Below are 16,395 nucleotides of genomic sequence, written 5' to 3'. Positions count from 1 at the left end.
TCATAATTTGGGCATCTATACATTTTACTTTCCTAACAAAGATAAATGTTTACCTATGTGTTTTATCAATACATTATCATATTCTTTTTCTAATTGTTCTAAGGCATTATAAAACTCTTTTTTAAATAAACTCTCTCCTTTTTCATCCTTTGCTTGAAGCAATATGCCATAGGTTATGTGGATTAATTGTCTTGCATTATCTTCCTCTAAATAATCCTTTAAATTACTATCCTGTACCTTATCTAGAGCTTTAATTTTATTTAAATCCGTAGTCACATGATAGTAGGCCTTTGCTTCTTCAAAATGCTCTAGGGCATAGCTATGCATTCTCCTATAAAGTTCTGGCCTTTCCTCAGCAATTACCCTCATAGCCTCTAACCAATTGGTTCCTGCGGTTTTTACATGAAATCTTCCTGCAGTGTATTTTGCAATTATAGGGAACACACTAAACTTATCGCTGCCGGAGTGAATACTGATTTTATATCCAAAATAATCACTGATTTCAGCATGAAGTCTAAACTCTCTCTCAAATTGCTCTTTATCTCCTATATAATCTATTCCCTTTTGAAATTCTCCACAGAATCTTGGGGCCATACTATTTACATCCACACCTCTATCTACAAGCTCTTTACCAACGAAATAGTGTGCTAATGGAGTGGTTGGAGTAGTAGTTTCGTCAATAGATACTTCAAAATCTACAGCTAATGAATGATTACTAATATATTTATCATATATATATACTATAAAATCTATGGACTCCCTATAGACTAATACATACTTCATGAGTTCTTCTTTGCTATAAGTTAAAGAATTGTTCATTAATTTAAAACTTTTCTTTAAATACTTATCTTCATAATAATTTTTCACTAAATTAGGCAAATTCTCATATTTCTCTTTAATAACTAGAGGAGAATATTTCTCCACATGGTTATTTATCTTCTCGGAGCAATCTAAAGTAATCATGGAAAATCCAAGGTCTAAGGCTAGCTTTATATGCTGCTCCTCTTTCAAATGATCCCCATCTGCTCCAAAGCCTTGTTTATATCCTTCTTGAAAGGCTGCAAAACAAGCACAATCTAAAACTTCCTCATAGGTTCGTCCAGTAAGATTAAGTTCCCTAATACTCTGTTGAGCCAGTATAGGCCTAACGTCCCTATTTTTAATAGTTTTGATATGTCCTACAGAAGCCATTCCCAATCTATCCCCTAAGCCCATAGTAGCTATATTTTTGCCAAAGGCTTTTGGTATTGTAAAATCAAAATATTTATTTAGAACTAATCTATTTTCATGGGTTAAAGGACATAGCTTTAAATTATTATAAAATTTCCCATCAAGTTCTCCATATATATTATGGTCTCCATTAACCATCAAATATTTTTTTCCATTAAGTTTAACCATACTCACTAAGGTTTCCTCTATATAATATATAGACTCTGTGTAAACCTCTAGGTGATTTTCTTTCATGTTAAAACTGTTTTCTTCAAATATCTTATAAATGTCCTTTTTCACTAAAACTCCTCCTAGCTCTACAAGGTTACTCCTTGCTTAAATATTGAAATATCTCTAAAATCATTCTTCTCATTATTCACAAGTTCTCCATTAGCTACCTTTAATATATAGGTTACAAATTCCTCTAGGAGCTCTTCCATAGATTTATCTAGCAATAACTCACCTGCATTAAAATCTATCCATCTTGGTTTAAGCTTAAATAGCTCATTATTTGTGGATATTTTCATAGTAGGTACAAAGCTTCCGAAGGGAGTACCTCTACCTGTGGTAAATAAAACCATATGGCAGCCTGCTGCACCAAGAGCAGTAGAAGCTACTAAATCATTACCTGGTCCTGTTAAGAGATTTAAACCCTTTTGCCTGATTCTCTCTCCATAATTAAGCACGTCTACCACAGGATAATTTCCAGATTTTTGTGTACATCCTAAAGATTTCTCCTCTAAGGTAGATATGCCCCCTTCTTTATTCCCTGGAGAAGGATTTTCATAGACAGGTTGGTTATAACTCATAAAATATTGTTTAAAATTATTGATCATGGTCACTATATTATTAAATACCTGCTCATCCTTTGCTCTCTCCATTAGAAGAGTTTCAGCTCCAAACATTTCTGGCACTTCAGTAAGCACTGTGGTACCTCCTTCATTGATTAAGAAATCTGAGAAGGCCCCCAGCAGTGGATTAGCGGTTATACCTGAAAATCCATCAGACCCACCGCATTTTAATCCTATCTTTAACTCACTTATAGGCTGAGGTTCTCGTTTATCCTTTTTCATATTCTCAAACAATTCAATAAGAAGCTTAGCCCCTTCTTCTATCTCATCTTCCACCTCTTGAGATACTAAAAATCTAACTCTACTATGGCAGTATTCCCCTAAACTCTCTTTAAAAGCACTCATATGATTATTTTCGCAGCCTAATCCTAGCACAAGCACTCCTCCAGCATTAGGGTGCTTCACTATATCCCCTAGAATTATTTTAGTATTTTCATGATCTTCTCCTAGCTGTGAGCAGCCATAATTATGCTTAAAGATATTCACTGCATCTAGAGAAGATGCATCTACTCTTTTCTTGAATTCCTTTATTATATTCTCACCTATACCATTTACACAGCCCACTGTGGGAACTATCCAAAGCTCATTCCTTATGCCCACTTCACCATTTTCTCTTTTATAACCCATAAATTTAAAGAAGTTGCTCTTTTTATTGCTAAAGGCTTTTGAGTTTTTATTATATTTGTATTCCTCAAAACCTGCTAAGTTTGTTTTTATATTATGGACATGAACCCATTGTCCACCATTTATGGAGCAGCTTGCATGACCTATAGGCAGCCCATATTTAAGGATGTTCTCTCCTTCATCAATAGACTTTATTGAAAACTTATGACCCTTTTTTATAACTTCTATAAGGGTGATCTCTCTGTCATTTATAATAAAACTTCTTCCAGCTTCTAAATCCTTTAAGGCAACGGCTACATTATCTTCTTTATTTATAACTATAAAATCCTTCAAGCTATCACCTCATTTATAGCTTTTTCTATACCTTCTTCATCTATTTTTCTTAAGAAATAAATAATCTTTTCCTCTAATCCATCGATGCTAGTTAAGTCCATCTTCCAAAGCTTTTCGTAAGATAAAATTCCTCTTACCACTCTCTCATATAGATCCTCCTCTTTACTATTCCAAAGCTTCTCATATAAATCTAAAATATCTCCTTCATCAGCTAGAGCTATTTTTTCTCCTTTCCTATAACCTTTGTAAAAATGCATTAAAGCTGCCAAAGAAAAGCATATTCTATCAGGTAAAGCTTCCTTAGAGCTTTTATACTCTATAAGAGAAGGAAGCACTCTAGTTTCAAATTTTGACATAGAATTTAGAGCTATACTCATTAAATAATGCTTTATAAAAGGATTTTTAAATCTATCTAACACTGCCTCAGCAAAGGATTCTAATTCTTCTAGAGGTAAATCTAAGGTTGGAATTATTTCTTCATATATCAGTTGTCTTATAAATTTACCCAAATTCTCGTGCTCCACAGCCTCTTTAACAGTATCCAATCCATATAAATAGGCTACTGGTACCATGGAGGTATGCGCTCCATTTAAAATTCTAACTTTTCTTGTTCTGTAAGGAGTTAAATCCTCCACAAACAACACGTTTAGTCCTGCTTTATCTGCTGGAAATTCTTCTTTAATCCAACCTGGTCCTTCTATAACCCACAAGTGAAATTGTTCGCCTTCTACAACTAATCCATCTTCATAGCCTAACTCTGCTGTTATCTCTTTCATTTTTTCTTTTGGGTATCCTGGTACAATTCTGTCTACTAAACTATTACAAAACACATTATACTTTTCAATCCATTGAATAAATTCTTCTCCTAAATTCCATAGTTTCGCATATTGTAATACTATAGATTTTAAAATCTCTCCGTTTTTATCTATTAACTCGCAAGGTATTACTATAAGACCTTTGTCCTTAGCTCTATTAAAAAATTTAAATCTATGATATAAAAAAGCAGTAAGTTTCCCAGGATAGCTGTTTTGTGGTCTGTGCTCTAGGGTATCCTCCTGGTTAAATGCAATACCAGCTTCAGTAGTATTGGAAAATACAAACCTTATCTCTTCTTGTTCTGCTAGTTGTAAATATTCTTCATATTGAGAATAAGGATTAAGTGCTCTTTTTATTGAACTTATTACCTCATGTTCACTTACTACTTTTCCTTCTTTTATTCCATTTAAATATAGGGTGTACAAGCCATCTTGCTCATTTAACTTGTTAATCATTCCTCTTTCCAATGGTTGAATTACAACTGCGCTTCCATTAAAAACACCTTTTTTGTTCATAGTATCTACAATCCAGTCTACAAAGGCTCTTAAAAAGTTACCTTCGCCAAACTGCACTATCTTCTCTAAATGATTTTGGTATTCCTTATAAGTACTTTTATTTAACAACATACCATCAGCCCTCCTTAATGCTTTAGAACTTTTCTAATGTATATATGTATATAATAGCTTTAAAGCTCTAAACATTCTTTGCTTTTTATATTTGTATTTATGGTTAATTTCCACAATGTAAAATGATTTCATAAAAAAACAAATTGAGGCTTGTTTTCACAAACCTCAATTTAACCTTAGCTTCTATTCTATTTGTAAACATAATATAAGTAATCTGCTTCCCACTGATTCATAGATATATAATTATTGTCCATAGCCTTCTTAATAAGCTTCTTCTCTTCTGCTAAAACCGATGTTAAAGGCTCTAGAGTTGATAGACTATAATATTTTACTAAACAATAATTCATAAAAGTATCTATAGCTTCAAAACTATCATCTATGGCTATGAAATGAGCTTCTCCCTTAACTTTAATTATACCTTTATAACCATTTATTGTAACAAAGCAATTACCCTTCTTTAATTCTTCATATAAGTCTTTTGTTGGCTCTTGAAATATAAAGTTCAAAGATACCAAATTATTTCTTCTTTTAAAATACTCTAAATTGAAAAATTCTTCTAAAGTAATTTCCCAATTTGCTACATCAAAATCCTGCTCACGTAGTCCTTTAGAAAGGCTATCATATTCTTTGAGCAGAAGCAAATACTTCGTGTGTAAGGTGAATTTTAATTCCCTCATTATTGCTATGCTCTCTGTATTAGTAGCATGAGTACAAAATGCAATTTTATTAATAAGCCCTTTATCATAGTCCCCTAAAGCGTAATCAAATAAATTATATGCTAGCTTCTTTCCTATTTTCAATCCTCTATAATCTTTATGAACTCTTAATCCTTCTAACCAGCCTGAACCATCATAAAGTATGGAATACTTATCTACACCTACTATCTTGTTTTTATCCTTATCTATAGCAGCTAGAAATAGTCCTTTATCATCTACCCACTTGTGAAAAACTTGTGGAAGATAATCTGTCCCCTCCCAAATATCTTTACATATATCATATACTTGATTATAATCCTCATGTTCTAATTTTTTAAACTCTAATTCCATGCTTTTCACCTCTTTTTACGAATATATAGAAATAATATCTTTTAATAAGGCGGCTGCGGTTCCCATGGGGTCTGAGGCTCCTCCTACCGCAATTATATCTCCCATTTCTTGCGTACTATACAAGATAGCTTTGTTCCTTCCATTAGCATTGGCAAAGTAATGATTTTTATCAATAAGTTTTGGTTTAACTTCAATACTTATATTATCCCCGTTCCTATAAGCGCCTGCAATTAGTTTTATAACTTTATTTTCTTCTGAAGCTTTTCTTATTTGTTCTTTAGTTATATGTTCAATCCCAGTAATGTTTACATCCTTAAGAGATAAATTTTTTCCGTAGATGCTATTAGCAATTAATAGTATTTTGCAAGCACTATCAATACCTTTAATATCTAAATCACTGTTTTTCTCAGCAATTCCCTTTTCCTGAGCTTCTTTTAAAGCTTCCAAATAGCTTACTTCCTTCTCATGCATCGTTGTAAGTATATAATTAGTTGTACCATTTAAAATTCCTTCTATGTAATTAATCTCTGTACCTAAAAGACTATAGTTGTATATATCTAAAGTAGGTAATGCCGCTGCAGTAGCTCCACTATATCTAATTTCTATCCCTTTTTCTATAGCTTTATCAAATATATCAGTGAAATGGGTCACTAAGGCTCCCTTAGAAGCGAACACTATATTCATTCCTTGTTCTATGGCTTTAAGAGCATAGCTTAACCCCGGTTCTCCAGTTTCTATATCTGTAGGTGTACATTCTACAAGCAGATCCATGCCTGAAGGAAAATAATTTACATAATGTAAATTATTTTTTTCAATATAATTATTTAGCTCATCCTTATTATTCATTTTATTAATTATTTCATTTAGTATTAATCCATTCTTATGATAAATTGATCCTTTTCTAGTTAATACGCAGCACATACTCAAATCCAAATTATACTTTTCAATAAGTTGAGGTCCTTTTGTGTTTATTAATTTTATTAATTTCTTTGCTACATTTCCAAAGCCGCTGATGGCTATATTAACTCTCATGTTTTTTCCTCCTAACCTCGAACTAATTATTTTTAATAATCATATATAAAACATAAGGCAAAACTTATTAAAAGTAAATATGTTTTAAATTAAATAAATCTCTATTATAAGATAATGACAAAATAATAATAAATATTATTTAAAAAATAACTGTTGACAGGAAAATTTTTCATATATATAATGAGTATATAATCATTGAGTAAACACTCATTGAAAAGGAGTTAACGTAATGTCAGAAACTAAGAGACAAAAGCAGAAAGCTTTAACTAGAAAACATTTAACAGAAATAGCAATTAAGCAATTTGGTGAAAATGGTATAATAGCTACTCGAACTTCAGATATATCAAAAGCTGCAAATGTATCACACGGAACCCTCTTCGCTCACTTTTCCACGCAGGAAGAGTTATTAATAGCTGTAATAGAGGAATTTGGAACTAGGATTACACAGAGACTTCATGAATTAGTAGACACCAATAGCAGTTTATATGAAGTTTTAGAAGCTCATATAAAAGGCCTAATTGAATTTGAACCTTTTTATACAAGATTGATTATAGAAAGACGCCTACTTCCTGCAAGCGCTAGCAATACTTATATTATAATTCAATCTAATATTTCCTTTCACATTGGCAAGGCAGCAGAGAAAGAAATAGATAAAAGCGTCATTCGTAAAATTCCTATACATTTAATTTTCAATACTTGGATAAGTCTAGTTCATTATTACCTAACTAATGGAGACTTATTTTCTTCTAATGGTTCTATTCTAAAACAATATGGCGATGAATTATTACATCATTATATTAGTTTAATTACCCTATAAAAATATAAGGAGGAATATAAAATGAAACAATGTATTGCCTGTGGAATGCCTATGAAAAATCCGGAAGACTTTGCTATGGGAGATTGTGAAAAAGATTACTGCAAATATTGTTGTCACTCGGATGGAACCATGCAGTCCTACCATGAGAAATTAAATTCTTTAACTAATTTCATCGTTAAAACTCAAGGTTTAAATGAAAAGGCTGCAAACTCTGCCGCTAAAGCGATGATGGCTAAACTGCCAGCTTGGAAAAATCAATAATAAAAAAATACCGTATTATTCACTAAACTATATCTTATAAACATAGTTTGTATGAATGGATTTTACGGTATTTTTTGCGTAATAACTAAATAATTTTTTGAAATAGAAAAAGTTAATTAATATTGTATTGAGATAGCTAATTTAAATAAGGCTCAGCTGCTCAAAATCTATATCCTGTGATATGCTTAATCCATTATCCCTATATGGGGTTAAAATAGATAAAGCTTCTTCTTCACTGCATTCTTTAGAAAGCCACAATAATTCTTTATCCTTATCAAGGATAGCTGGCATTCTATGGTGAAGCTCTCGAATCTCTCTATTGGGTTCCGTAGTTATGATTACTACAGAAAGCTTTTCACTGCCATCCACAAGCTTAATCTTTTTATACAAACCAGCCATAGAAAAGACTTCTTTACCCTTTAAAAATATTTTATGTTTAATTTTTTTACCTTTTTCATTTTTCCACTCATAAAAATAATTAGCTGGTATTATACATCTTTGATTTTTTACTAAATCTTTAAACATATCCTTATTTAGAAGAGTTTCAGCTCTAGCATTAATCAGCAACTTACCATAAAGAGGGAATCCCCATTTAGCTCCTGTGGCTTTAAATTCTTGGTTTATTATCAATATTTCATCACTAGGGAATTTCTCCCCCTTTTCCATGCTGGAGATTAATTCTAACTCTCTAATATAGCTATAATTATCTATTATTTTATCTATACTATAATTCAACTGAAATCTTCCGCACATAATTAGGACTCCTTTTTATAATATATAATACATTTCATATTGGCTTAAGTCTTCCTTTTTAAATCCATTTCTTAAAGAAAAGCCATAGGCTAATGAATTATTAGGAAAACACAAAGACACTTTTTTGATCTGATTTTTTAGATAGACTTCTTTTATAAGAGACATAGCTAAACCCTTATTTCTAAATTCTTTGTCTGTCCAAAGAAAATTTACTCTTCCCATAGGTGTTATGCAAATCAAGCTTACTACCTTATCCTCTTCATAAGCACCATAGATTATATTATTTTCTAACCCTCTTATAAAATCAATATCATTTTGCCAGTTAATGTGGTAGTCTACTTTTTCTTTAAAAATTCTATTTAGAGTATCCATATTGCTTTCTTTTAATACTATATTGCCCAAATCATAAGATTTTATATCTTCTATATCCGATAGCCCATAATACCACATATTATAGACCTTATAAAAACCATTCTTTTCATAAAATTTTATGGCCCGATCGTTCCCCACTATAACCTCTAAAAACAGCTGCTTGCAATTATTCTTAATACCCTCTTCCTTGTAAAGATCAAATAACTTATAGCTAATGCCTTGTCCTCTGTAATCTGGAGCCACAGTCAAGGTACCACACCTTATAGTCTTTATTCCCTGATACTCTTTAATTCCTCCAAGTACTAATCCTATAGGCTTATCTCCATCCATCGCTATAAAAGAATTTTCTAAAGAATTACCCTCTGGCCCAAAAAATCTCTTTATAAAATCCTCTAAGCCCATATTAAATTTTACTATATAATCAGAAAATCCAATATTAAAGGCTTCATAAACCTGTTCTATTTTAACCTCTGAGCATCTATTATAATTAATCATAAATTCTCTCCCCTTTTACTTTATTAAATGATTGCAAATCATGCTGATTAAATTCTCACAAACCTTTTTATCAGCTTTTATCCCCATTACTCCTGTCATAAATCCTATACTATCAGTAGAGGCTAAGATTAAATACACCATAGCATCAATATCTAAGTCCTCTTTAAATTCACCCCTTTCTACTCCTTCTATCAATATTCCCTTCAAACCCTTTGAAAATCTCTCATATCTTGCCTCGGATACCTTCATAAGATCTTTATCTCTAGAACTAACAGACCAGAATTCAGTAGTAAACTTTATCTGAAGAGAGTTTTTTTCATCTGATACCCAAGACAATATCCAATTTAAATAATTTTTTATTTTTTCTATACTGCTTAAATCTTCCTGCAGTTCTTCTACCATTTTTCTTCTTAGACTAAAACGATTTTCTGCTATAGCAATGAATATCTCTTGTTTACCTCTAAAATATGTATAAATTCCTCCCTTGCTTATGCCTGAAGCCTTAACAATATCATCCATGGTGGTATTAGAGTATCCTTTCCTAGAAAAAAGCTTGAAGGCATGGTCTAATATAATTTGAACTCTTTCATTTTTCGCTTCCTCACTTATTTTAGGCATTAGCATCCTCCTTAATAAAAAAACGACTAGTCAGTTTCTTTAATACTAGCATATATTTATTTAGCGTTCAATATAAAAAAACGCCTAAAATTTCTTTTAGACGCAGGTAAAATATTTATAAAATTATTATCTTATATCGCTTACTCTTATTAAAGTATAATCTTTACTCTTTAAATCTTTTACTATCTTATGAAGAATTGAATCCTCTGAGTAGTTAAATCTAGGTTTATTGTTTTCATCTGTCCATAGGTTTATATAATCTAACTCTTTGCTAGGATGATAGAAGAAGCTTATAAATTCTTGCTTAGCCGAGGCTTCATCAATTCTTTTAATCATATCCTCTACATCTTTTCCTTTTACATAGCTTAAAGGTGTAGGAATATAAAAAGTACTTTTATTCCTTTGGCTTAAAAGAGGCTTTTTATTCCACACTCCTACACAAGGTTCATAGACATAATCAAAATATTGTTCTATGATGCTTTGATGAAATTTAGTAGAGTTATAATGAGGACTTTCAAAAAATTTATAGGGTATATTTAGTTTTTCAGCACATTCAATAGCCGCCTCTACTCTACTCCTAGTTTCTGTTTCAGTAGTATTATATTTTTCACTAAATTCAGTACCTATTATGCTTTCTTCATCACCAAATTGATGAGTATAGCCATGAATGCCAATAATTCCATTTCTGTTTATTATGTAATCTAGAGTAAATAAAAAATCTGTATTTTCAATGTTATTTTCTTTAGTCAAATCATTATCTATTTTCTTTTCTGGATTCACATATCTTGGTATCCAAGCAATGTGGTAATACATACCTTGACTATTTAAATAATCTGCAACTATTCTAAACTTCTCTAAGTTTTCTTCCTTAGTATATAAAATACCCGCCGCTACATCTTCTAGCCTAATTAAAGCTGGCTTTAGTCTTCTACCCTTCTTTACTACAGTTGTATTTACAGCATCATCTTCGTAAAGAATTACTGACTTTTTAGTATGATCCCATTTTGTTTTTAAATTTAGCGCTTCTGTAAAATCAATTAATGACATATACCATATACCATTTTGACAAACAGGCGAAACCCTTAGTTTCTTTATCTTTTGCCCTTGTTTCATTAAATTATTTGGGGTATCAATAACGGTTTTAACCTCTTTAAAATTAATAATTATACCTTCTTCTTTATATTCTAATGATGCGCCGAGTTTTGAAATCGTTTCCTCAATTGGTAAGTAATATCTATTATATTGCATCAATACTGGCACTTCAAAATTTATAGCCTGCCCTCTATAATAAAAAGAAACTGAAGGCTTTTCATATTGCATTGAGGGATTATAGGGTTTGTAATTTAATCTTTTTTCTTTTCTACCTCTTTCTCTCACGTCCTTATCAAAATTAGAAGAAGTTAGTACTATATTATCATTAGTATCATAAATTATATTCTTGTATCTGTTATCTTCAAAACAAAAGGTAAAAATGTTTGTTCCAATAACTAATATCAAAGCAATGATTTTAAAGCTTTTTTTCATAATAGATAATTATCCCCCCAATTAAGCATTTCACTATATACTTAATACACTATCAAATTTATTAGACTTATTCAATAAAAATCGTAATAAAAACCTTCAGCAGCTACAAAAAAATAAAAACCTGAAAGCAGTGTACACCTTCAGGCTGAATTTTACTTTTTATGTTATTTACTTTTTAGAAGCACATTTAAATCTTTCATTTACCACATTCCAATTTACTATATTCCACCAAGCTTCCACAAAAGCAGCTCTCTTATTTTGATATTTTAAATAGTAGGCATGCTCCCATACATCCAAGATGAGCAAAGGCTTAACTGCCCATTGAGTTAAATCCTGATGCTTCTCTGCAGTTAATATAACAAGTTTGCTAAACATGCAATTCCAGCACAATATGCTCCATCCTGAACCTTCCACCGCTACAGCAGCAGCTGAGAATTCTTTTTTAAAGCTATCATAGCTTCCAAAATCTTTGTTTATTTGATTTAGTACTTCGTCCTTAGCTTCCCCACCATTAGCCATCATATTTTCCCAAAATAATGAGTGCAGTATATGACCTGCTCCATGGAAGGCGAGCTCTCTCTCATAATGCTTAATTAATGTATAATCTCCTGATTTTCTAGCTTCTTCAATCTTTAGCTCTGCATTGTTGAGACCATCTACATAAGCCTTATGATGAAGATCATGATGAATTTTTACAGTAGCTTCATCATAATAAGGTTCTAATGCATTATATTCATAGGGTAATTGCGGTAAAGTGTGTGCCATTATTATCACCTCTTAAATTATAATTTATAGGGAAACACCTTCAACTAAAAACTTATACATGCATCATAATGGCTTGAAGCTACCATTTTGGAACATGTATAAGTTAAGTTTTCGTAATGTTTCCCTGTAACACACTTATTATTACACCCTAGCTTATTTTTATACTTCGTTATTTTGAATATATTGCTCTACTTTATTAATTATTAGCTTAAACCAATATGTGTACCCTTCGGGATTATTTTTTATATCTTCCTTTATTTCATTTAAATGAGCCCATTTAAAATCCTCTACCTCTTCTTTATTTGGTACTATGGTTCCATCATATCTTCCAATAAATACATGATCATATTCATTTTCTATAAGCTCATTTTTAAATTCTGTTTTATAAGTAAACTGAAATATCTCTTTTAAATCACAATCAAAGCCCATTTCCTCTTTGAGCCTTCTGTGTATAGCTTCTTCTAATAACTCTCCTTCCCTTTGATGGCTACAGCAGGTATTTGTCCACAGACTTGGAGAATGGTATTTTAAGCTATCTCTTTTTTGTAACAACAGTCTTCCATTCTTATCAAATATAAATATGGAAAAAGCCCTATGCAGGAGGCCCTTTTTATGAACTGTGAGCTTTTCCTCATAACCAACTTCTTTATCATATTCATTCACTAATAGTATTCTTTCCCCCATAATTACGCTCCTTTATAATATTTATGACATGAAAGGTTTATATCTTACTTAAAATTTAATTGTTTTATTTTTATAATCTTCATAAGGATGTGTCAGATCTTCTAAGCAATCAATCACTTCATTTTTATTATTATCGTAAGTTTTTATTATTCTTTCTGCTACTCTGATGTCTTCATTATCTGGAGCTATTCTAATCAATCTTCGGATATCTTCAATTATATTATCTACAATCCAATCATGATTTTTATCGCTGCTATCTACACTTTTAAACATTTCTAAATGCGGCATTAATATCTCTTGTATAAATCTATCTTTTTCATTCATCTTTCTCACCTCGCTTACTATAGTTTTAGTATGCTGATTTTTTGAGAAATAATCCTGAATAAACAAAAATATGAAGTAATTTTTGCTAGATTACAAAGGTCAAAGAGGAAAAAATCTTCCTAATTTATACTTTGTGCTTTTAACTATGAACTTTTACAGCCTATTCATATCTTAATGCATCTATAGGATCTAAGTTAGCAGCCTTCTTAGCTGGATATATTCCAAAAAAGATACCCACTGCGGAGGAAAAGAAGATTACTCCAAGTATCACAGTTAGAGAAAGCTTAGGGATTATGTTTGCAAAGCTTCCTATAGCGAAGGCTCCTAAAATTCCTACTATCATACCTATAATCCCTCCAATAAGAGAAATTATTACAGACTCAGTTAAAAATTGAAGTAAAATGGTTTTAGTAGTAGCTCCAATTGCTTTTCTTATACCGATCTCTCTAGTTCTTTCTGTCACCGAAACTAGCATTATGTTCATTACACCTATACCGCCTACTATTAATGAAATAGCAGCTACTGCTCCTATAAAAGCAGTGAATATACCCAATACTTTATTAACCTGATCCAGTTGCTTTAATATATTATCAGCTTTATAAACTTCTCTTTCTCTATTATTATGTCTATTCTCAAGAATATTTATAGAGCTCTTTCCTGCTGACTCAGTGGTCTCTTTCGAAGTAGAGCTTATGGTAATGGAATCAATTAAGTTATCGTTAGGATAAAGCTCTTGGACAAATTTTATAGGTGCCATAATCATGGCTGGAATGTTTTCATCGTCTCCACCAAACATACCCATCTGACTTTTTGTCACTCCTATTATGGTGGCTTTTTTAGGTGACGTTTTTGCTCCTAAAGTTATAGTTTTTCCTACTACATCAGTACTTCCAAAAAGAGATTTTGCTGTGATTTCATCTAATAAAATCACAGGTTTTCCTTCTAGTGCTTCATTAGAATTAAAAAATCTACCATCATCTATCTCTATATTTTGTATATATTGTAAATCTTCATTTGCTCCAGTTATAAAGGCCCTTTTTGTTTTTACTGGTGAATTAGCCACTCCTTGCTTTTGCAATGTAGGGGTAATATATTTAACCGTATCTATTTTTTCTTTTATTTGCTTAACATCTTCTAAATTTATATAATCACTTTTTTCTGCCTTTTGTGAATTTACTTTTATACTTACAGAGGTAGCACCTATTTTCTCAAATTCACTAGTAATAGTGCTTTGACCTCCCTGACCTAGTGATACTATGGTTATTACAGAGCTAATTCCAATTATAATACCGAGCATGGTCAAAAAAGATCTCATTTTATTTGCTACTATGCTATCTACTGCCATTTTAAAATTCTCTCTTATATTCATCTTTATCTCCCTTTTTTCTTATAAAATTAACCTATCTTTAACCAGCTCATCTGAAATTATTTCTCCGTCTCTAAACTTTACAATTCTTTTTGTATATTTTGCTACTTCCGGTTCATGAGTAACCATAATTATAGTAGAACCTTCTCTATTCAGGTCTTGGAATATTTTCATTATTTCATTAGTTGATTTAGTATCTAAGTTTCCTGTTGGCTCATCTGCCATGAGCACAGATGGATTATTCACTATGGCCCTTGCAATAGCAACTCTTTGCTTTTGACCTCCAGATACTTCGTTAGGCCTATGCTTAACTCTATCACTTAACCCTACTCTATCTAAAGCAATTAAAGCCTTTTCTCTTCTCTCCTTAGGAGGAATCCCTGCGTAAACCATTGGTAGTTCAACATTTTCAAGTATAGTCATCCTCGGTAATAAATTAAAGGCTTGAAATACAAAGCCTATTTCTTTATTTCTCACATAGGCTAATTCATCATCTCTAAGATTAGATACATCCTTATTGTTTAATATATATTTTCCTTTATCCATTTTATCTAAACAGCCCAATATATTCATTAAAGTTGACTTTCCTGAACCTGAAGGCCCCATTATAGATGTAAACTCTCCTTTTTCTATCTTTAAACTTATATCTTTTAAAGCCGTAAAATTTATTTCACCAGTAGAATAAGTCTTGACTATATTACTAACCTCAATCATTATTTTCCCTCCTTAGATAACTCTTTAACCTTATCTCCATTCTTTAATGTAGCAGAGGGATTTAATACAACTTTATCGCCTTCAGTTAAGCCTTCAACAATCTGAACTTGTGTATCTGACTTTAGGCCTAGCTTTACTTCTTTTTCTTTTACAACTCCATTTTCATTAGTATACACTAAATTCTTACCGCTCTTATCGTTTTTAACACTTTCTATTGGAATTTTCAAAGTATTATCTACATTTCCAAGCAAAATATCCACATCTACGTCGAAATCAATTTTTAAGTTTTCTGCACTGTCCAGTATGTCAATTTCTGCGCTTAAGCTGATATCAGCGCCTGATATGCTTTGAGTTTTTGTGGCTGCTGGATTTACAAAAGTTACCTTGCCTTTATATTCTTTTCCAGAACTTTTCACTACTACATCCTGATCTATTTTTACCTTCTCTGCATCATACTTTCCTAGAGCTACCACAGCTTTTAGATTATTGGTATCTTGTATTGTTATCAAAGGCTGTGCAGGATTTCCTATAGCCCCTTCCACGGCATTAAGTAAGGTTACCGCTCCATCAAAATCTGCTACAACGCCATCTTTAACAGAATTATATTTTGATTTTATATTTTCTAAACTAGCCTTTGCTAACTCTACAGAATTATCAACTTGTTTTACTTTTTCGCTAGAAATCGGCTGTAAAGCTGCTCTTTGCTGTTTTAAATTTGATAACATAGCTTGCTCTGAAGGATTTTTACTGTTTTCTAGAGTAGCAATTTGATCATCTAGATTTTTAATTTTATTATTTAAATCTTGTTTCTGATTATTTAACTCGTTTCTTTGAAGGATAGCATTATCATACTGTATCTGTGCCTGCTTTAACTGCAAGTCTAAATCTGTAATATCGTAGCTTATAAGTGCCTGTCCCTTCTTTACCACATCACCTAGCTTAACATTTACCTTACTAATTTTTAACTGAGGACCAAAATAATCTTTGCTTTGTTTAGATTTAACAATAGCGGTGGTAGATAAGTAAGATCTTACTTCTCCTTTTGATACATCAGATACCCTTACTTCCTTTACTGAGCTCTTTTTAACTCTCATAGTAAAAAAACCTATGCCTACCAAAATTGTTATGCCAAGTATAATAGATATTATTCTTTTTTTCATATTTT

At 31.5% G+C, this 16,395-nt stretch carries 17 protein-coding genes; 2 read left to right on the top strand and 15 right to left on the bottom strand.

All coding sequences use genetic code 11. The annotated features are described in order from the left end of the window. Positions 1 to 24 precede the first annotated feature (24 nt). The 5 genes from BN2665_RS22165 to BN2665_RS22145 form a co-directional block, all read right to left on the bottom strand. Positions 25 to 1,509: a tagaturonate epimerase family protein gene (locus BN2665_RS22165; protein WP_207643709.1), complete on the bottom strand. Its 1,485-nt coding sequence runs from the start codon at positions 1,507 to 1,509 to the stop codon at positions 25 to 27. Positions 1,510 to 1,526: 17 nt separating this feature from the next. Continuing rightward, positions 1,527 to 3,017, bottom strand: coding sequence for a UxaA family hydrolase (locus BN2665_RS22160; RefSeq protein ID WP_055669273.1), 1,491 nt, complete (start codon positions 3,015 to 3,017; stop codon positions 1,527 to 1,529). Continuing rightward, on the bottom strand, positions 3,014 to 4,459 hold the full coding sequence (locus BN2665_RS22155; protein WP_055669272.1) for a tagaturonate reductase: 1,446 nt from the start codon (positions 4,457 to 4,459) through the stop codon (positions 3,014 to 3,016). The genes BN2665_RS22160 and BN2665_RS22155 overlap by 4 nt, the downstream gene beginning before the upstream one ends. A 188-nt stretch (positions 4,460 to 4,647) precedes the next feature. Then, positions 4,648 to 5,505, bottom strand: a complete 858-nt coding sequence (locus tag BN2665_RS22150; protein WP_055669271.1) for a GNAT family N-acetyltransferase — start codon at positions 5,503 to 5,505, stop codon at positions 4,648 to 4,650. 15 nt (positions 5,506 to 5,520) lie between these two features. Next, complete coding sequence (locus tag BN2665_RS22145) at positions 5,521 to 6,537, bottom strand: homoserine dehydrogenase (protein WP_055669270.1); 1,017 nt, start codon at positions 6,535 to 6,537, stop codon at positions 5,521 to 5,523. Positions 6,538 to 6,766: 229 nt separating this feature from the next. Here BN2665_RS22145 and BN2665_RS22140 point away from each other — a divergent pair, with 229 nt between their 5' ends. Both BN2665_RS22140 and BN2665_RS22135 read left to right on the top strand, forming a co-directional pair. Then, positions 6,767 to 7,354, top strand: a complete 588-nt coding sequence (locus BN2665_RS22140) for a TetR/AcrR family transcriptional regulator (RefSeq protein WP_055669269.1) — start codon at positions 6,767 to 6,769, stop codon at positions 7,352 to 7,354. Between the two features lie 21 nt (positions 7,355 to 7,375). Next, positions 7,376 to 7,615, top strand: coding sequence for a zinc ribbon domain-containing protein (locus tag BN2665_RS22135; RefSeq protein ID WP_055669268.1), 240 nt, complete (start codon positions 7,376 to 7,378; stop codon positions 7,613 to 7,615). Between the two features lie 141 nt (positions 7,616 to 7,756). Here the strand turns inward: BN2665_RS22135 and BN2665_RS22130 are convergent, their stop codons facing one another. The 10 genes from BN2665_RS22130 to BN2665_RS22085 all read right to left on the bottom strand — a co-directional run bounded on the left by BN2665_RS22130 (position 7,757) and on the right by BN2665_RS22085 (position 16,390). Beyond that, positions 7,757 to 8,368: an SOS response-associated peptidase gene (locus tag BN2665_RS22130; protein ID WP_055669267.1), complete on the bottom strand. Its 612-nt coding sequence runs from the start codon at positions 8,366 to 8,368 to the stop codon at positions 7,757 to 7,759. 15 nt (positions 8,369 to 8,383) lie between these two features. Beyond that, entirely contained in the window at positions 8,384 to 9,235 is an 852-nt protein-coding gene (locus tag BN2665_RS22125) for a GNAT family N-acetyltransferase (protein WP_055669266.1), read from the bottom strand. A 15-nt stretch (positions 9,236 to 9,250) separates the two neighbouring features. Beyond that, positions 9,251 to 9,853, bottom strand: coding sequence for a TetR/AcrR family transcriptional regulator (locus tag BN2665_RS22120; RefSeq protein WP_055669265.1), 603 nt, complete (start codon positions 9,851 to 9,853; stop codon positions 9,251 to 9,253). Positions 9,854 to 9,979: 126 nt separating this feature from the next. After that, positions 9,980 to 11,377, bottom strand: coding sequence for a DUF2334 domain-containing protein (locus BN2665_RS22115; RefSeq protein WP_055669264.1), 1,398 nt, complete (start codon positions 11,375 to 11,377; stop codon positions 9,980 to 9,982). A gap of 168 nt (positions 11,378 to 11,545) precedes the next feature. Beyond that, positions 11,546 to 12,142, bottom strand: coding sequence for a superoxide dismutase (locus BN2665_RS22110; protein WP_055669263.1), 597 nt, complete (start codon positions 12,140 to 12,142; stop codon positions 11,546 to 11,548). A 159-nt stretch (positions 12,143 to 12,301) separates the two neighbouring features. Next, positions 12,302 to 12,826 (bottom strand): isopentenyl-diphosphate Delta-isomerase, encoded by a 525-nt coding sequence (gene idi, locus BN2665_RS22105; RefSeq protein ID WP_055669262.1) that lies wholly within the window; start codon positions 12,824 to 12,826, stop codon positions 12,302 to 12,304. Positions 12,827 to 12,874: 48 nt separating this feature from the next. After that, on the bottom strand, positions 12,875 to 13,159 hold the full coding sequence (locus tag BN2665_RS22100; protein WP_154675004.1) for a hypothetical protein: 285 nt from the start codon (positions 13,157 to 13,159) through the stop codon (positions 12,875 to 12,877). 151 nt (positions 13,160 to 13,310) lie between these two features. Next, complete coding sequence (locus BN2665_RS22095; protein WP_055669260.1) at positions 13,311 to 14,519, bottom strand: ABC transporter permease; 1,209 nt, start codon at positions 14,517 to 14,519, stop codon at positions 13,311 to 13,313. Between the two features lie 18 nt (positions 14,520 to 14,537). After that, complete coding sequence (locus tag BN2665_RS22090) at positions 14,538 to 15,230, bottom strand: ABC transporter ATP-binding protein (RefSeq protein WP_055669259.1); 693 nt, start codon at positions 15,228 to 15,230, stop codon at positions 14,538 to 14,540. Continuing rightward, positions 15,230 to 16,390, bottom strand: a complete 1,161-nt coding sequence (locus BN2665_RS22085) for an efflux RND transporter periplasmic adaptor subunit (RefSeq protein ID WP_055669258.1) — start codon at positions 16,388 to 16,390, stop codon at positions 15,230 to 15,232. Before BN2665_RS22085 ends, BN2665_RS22090 begins: the two co-directional genes overlap by 1 nt. Positions 16,391 to 16,395: the final 5 nt, after the last annotated feature.

The organism is Desnuesiella massiliensis, assembly GCF_001403615.1.
Taxonomy (GTDB): Bacteria; Bacillota; Clostridia; order Clostridiales; family Clostridiaceae; genus Desnuesiella; species Desnuesiella massiliensis.
Note: the sequence above shows the minus strand (reverse complement) of the source record. Positions and strands in the feature narration are given on the sequence as shown.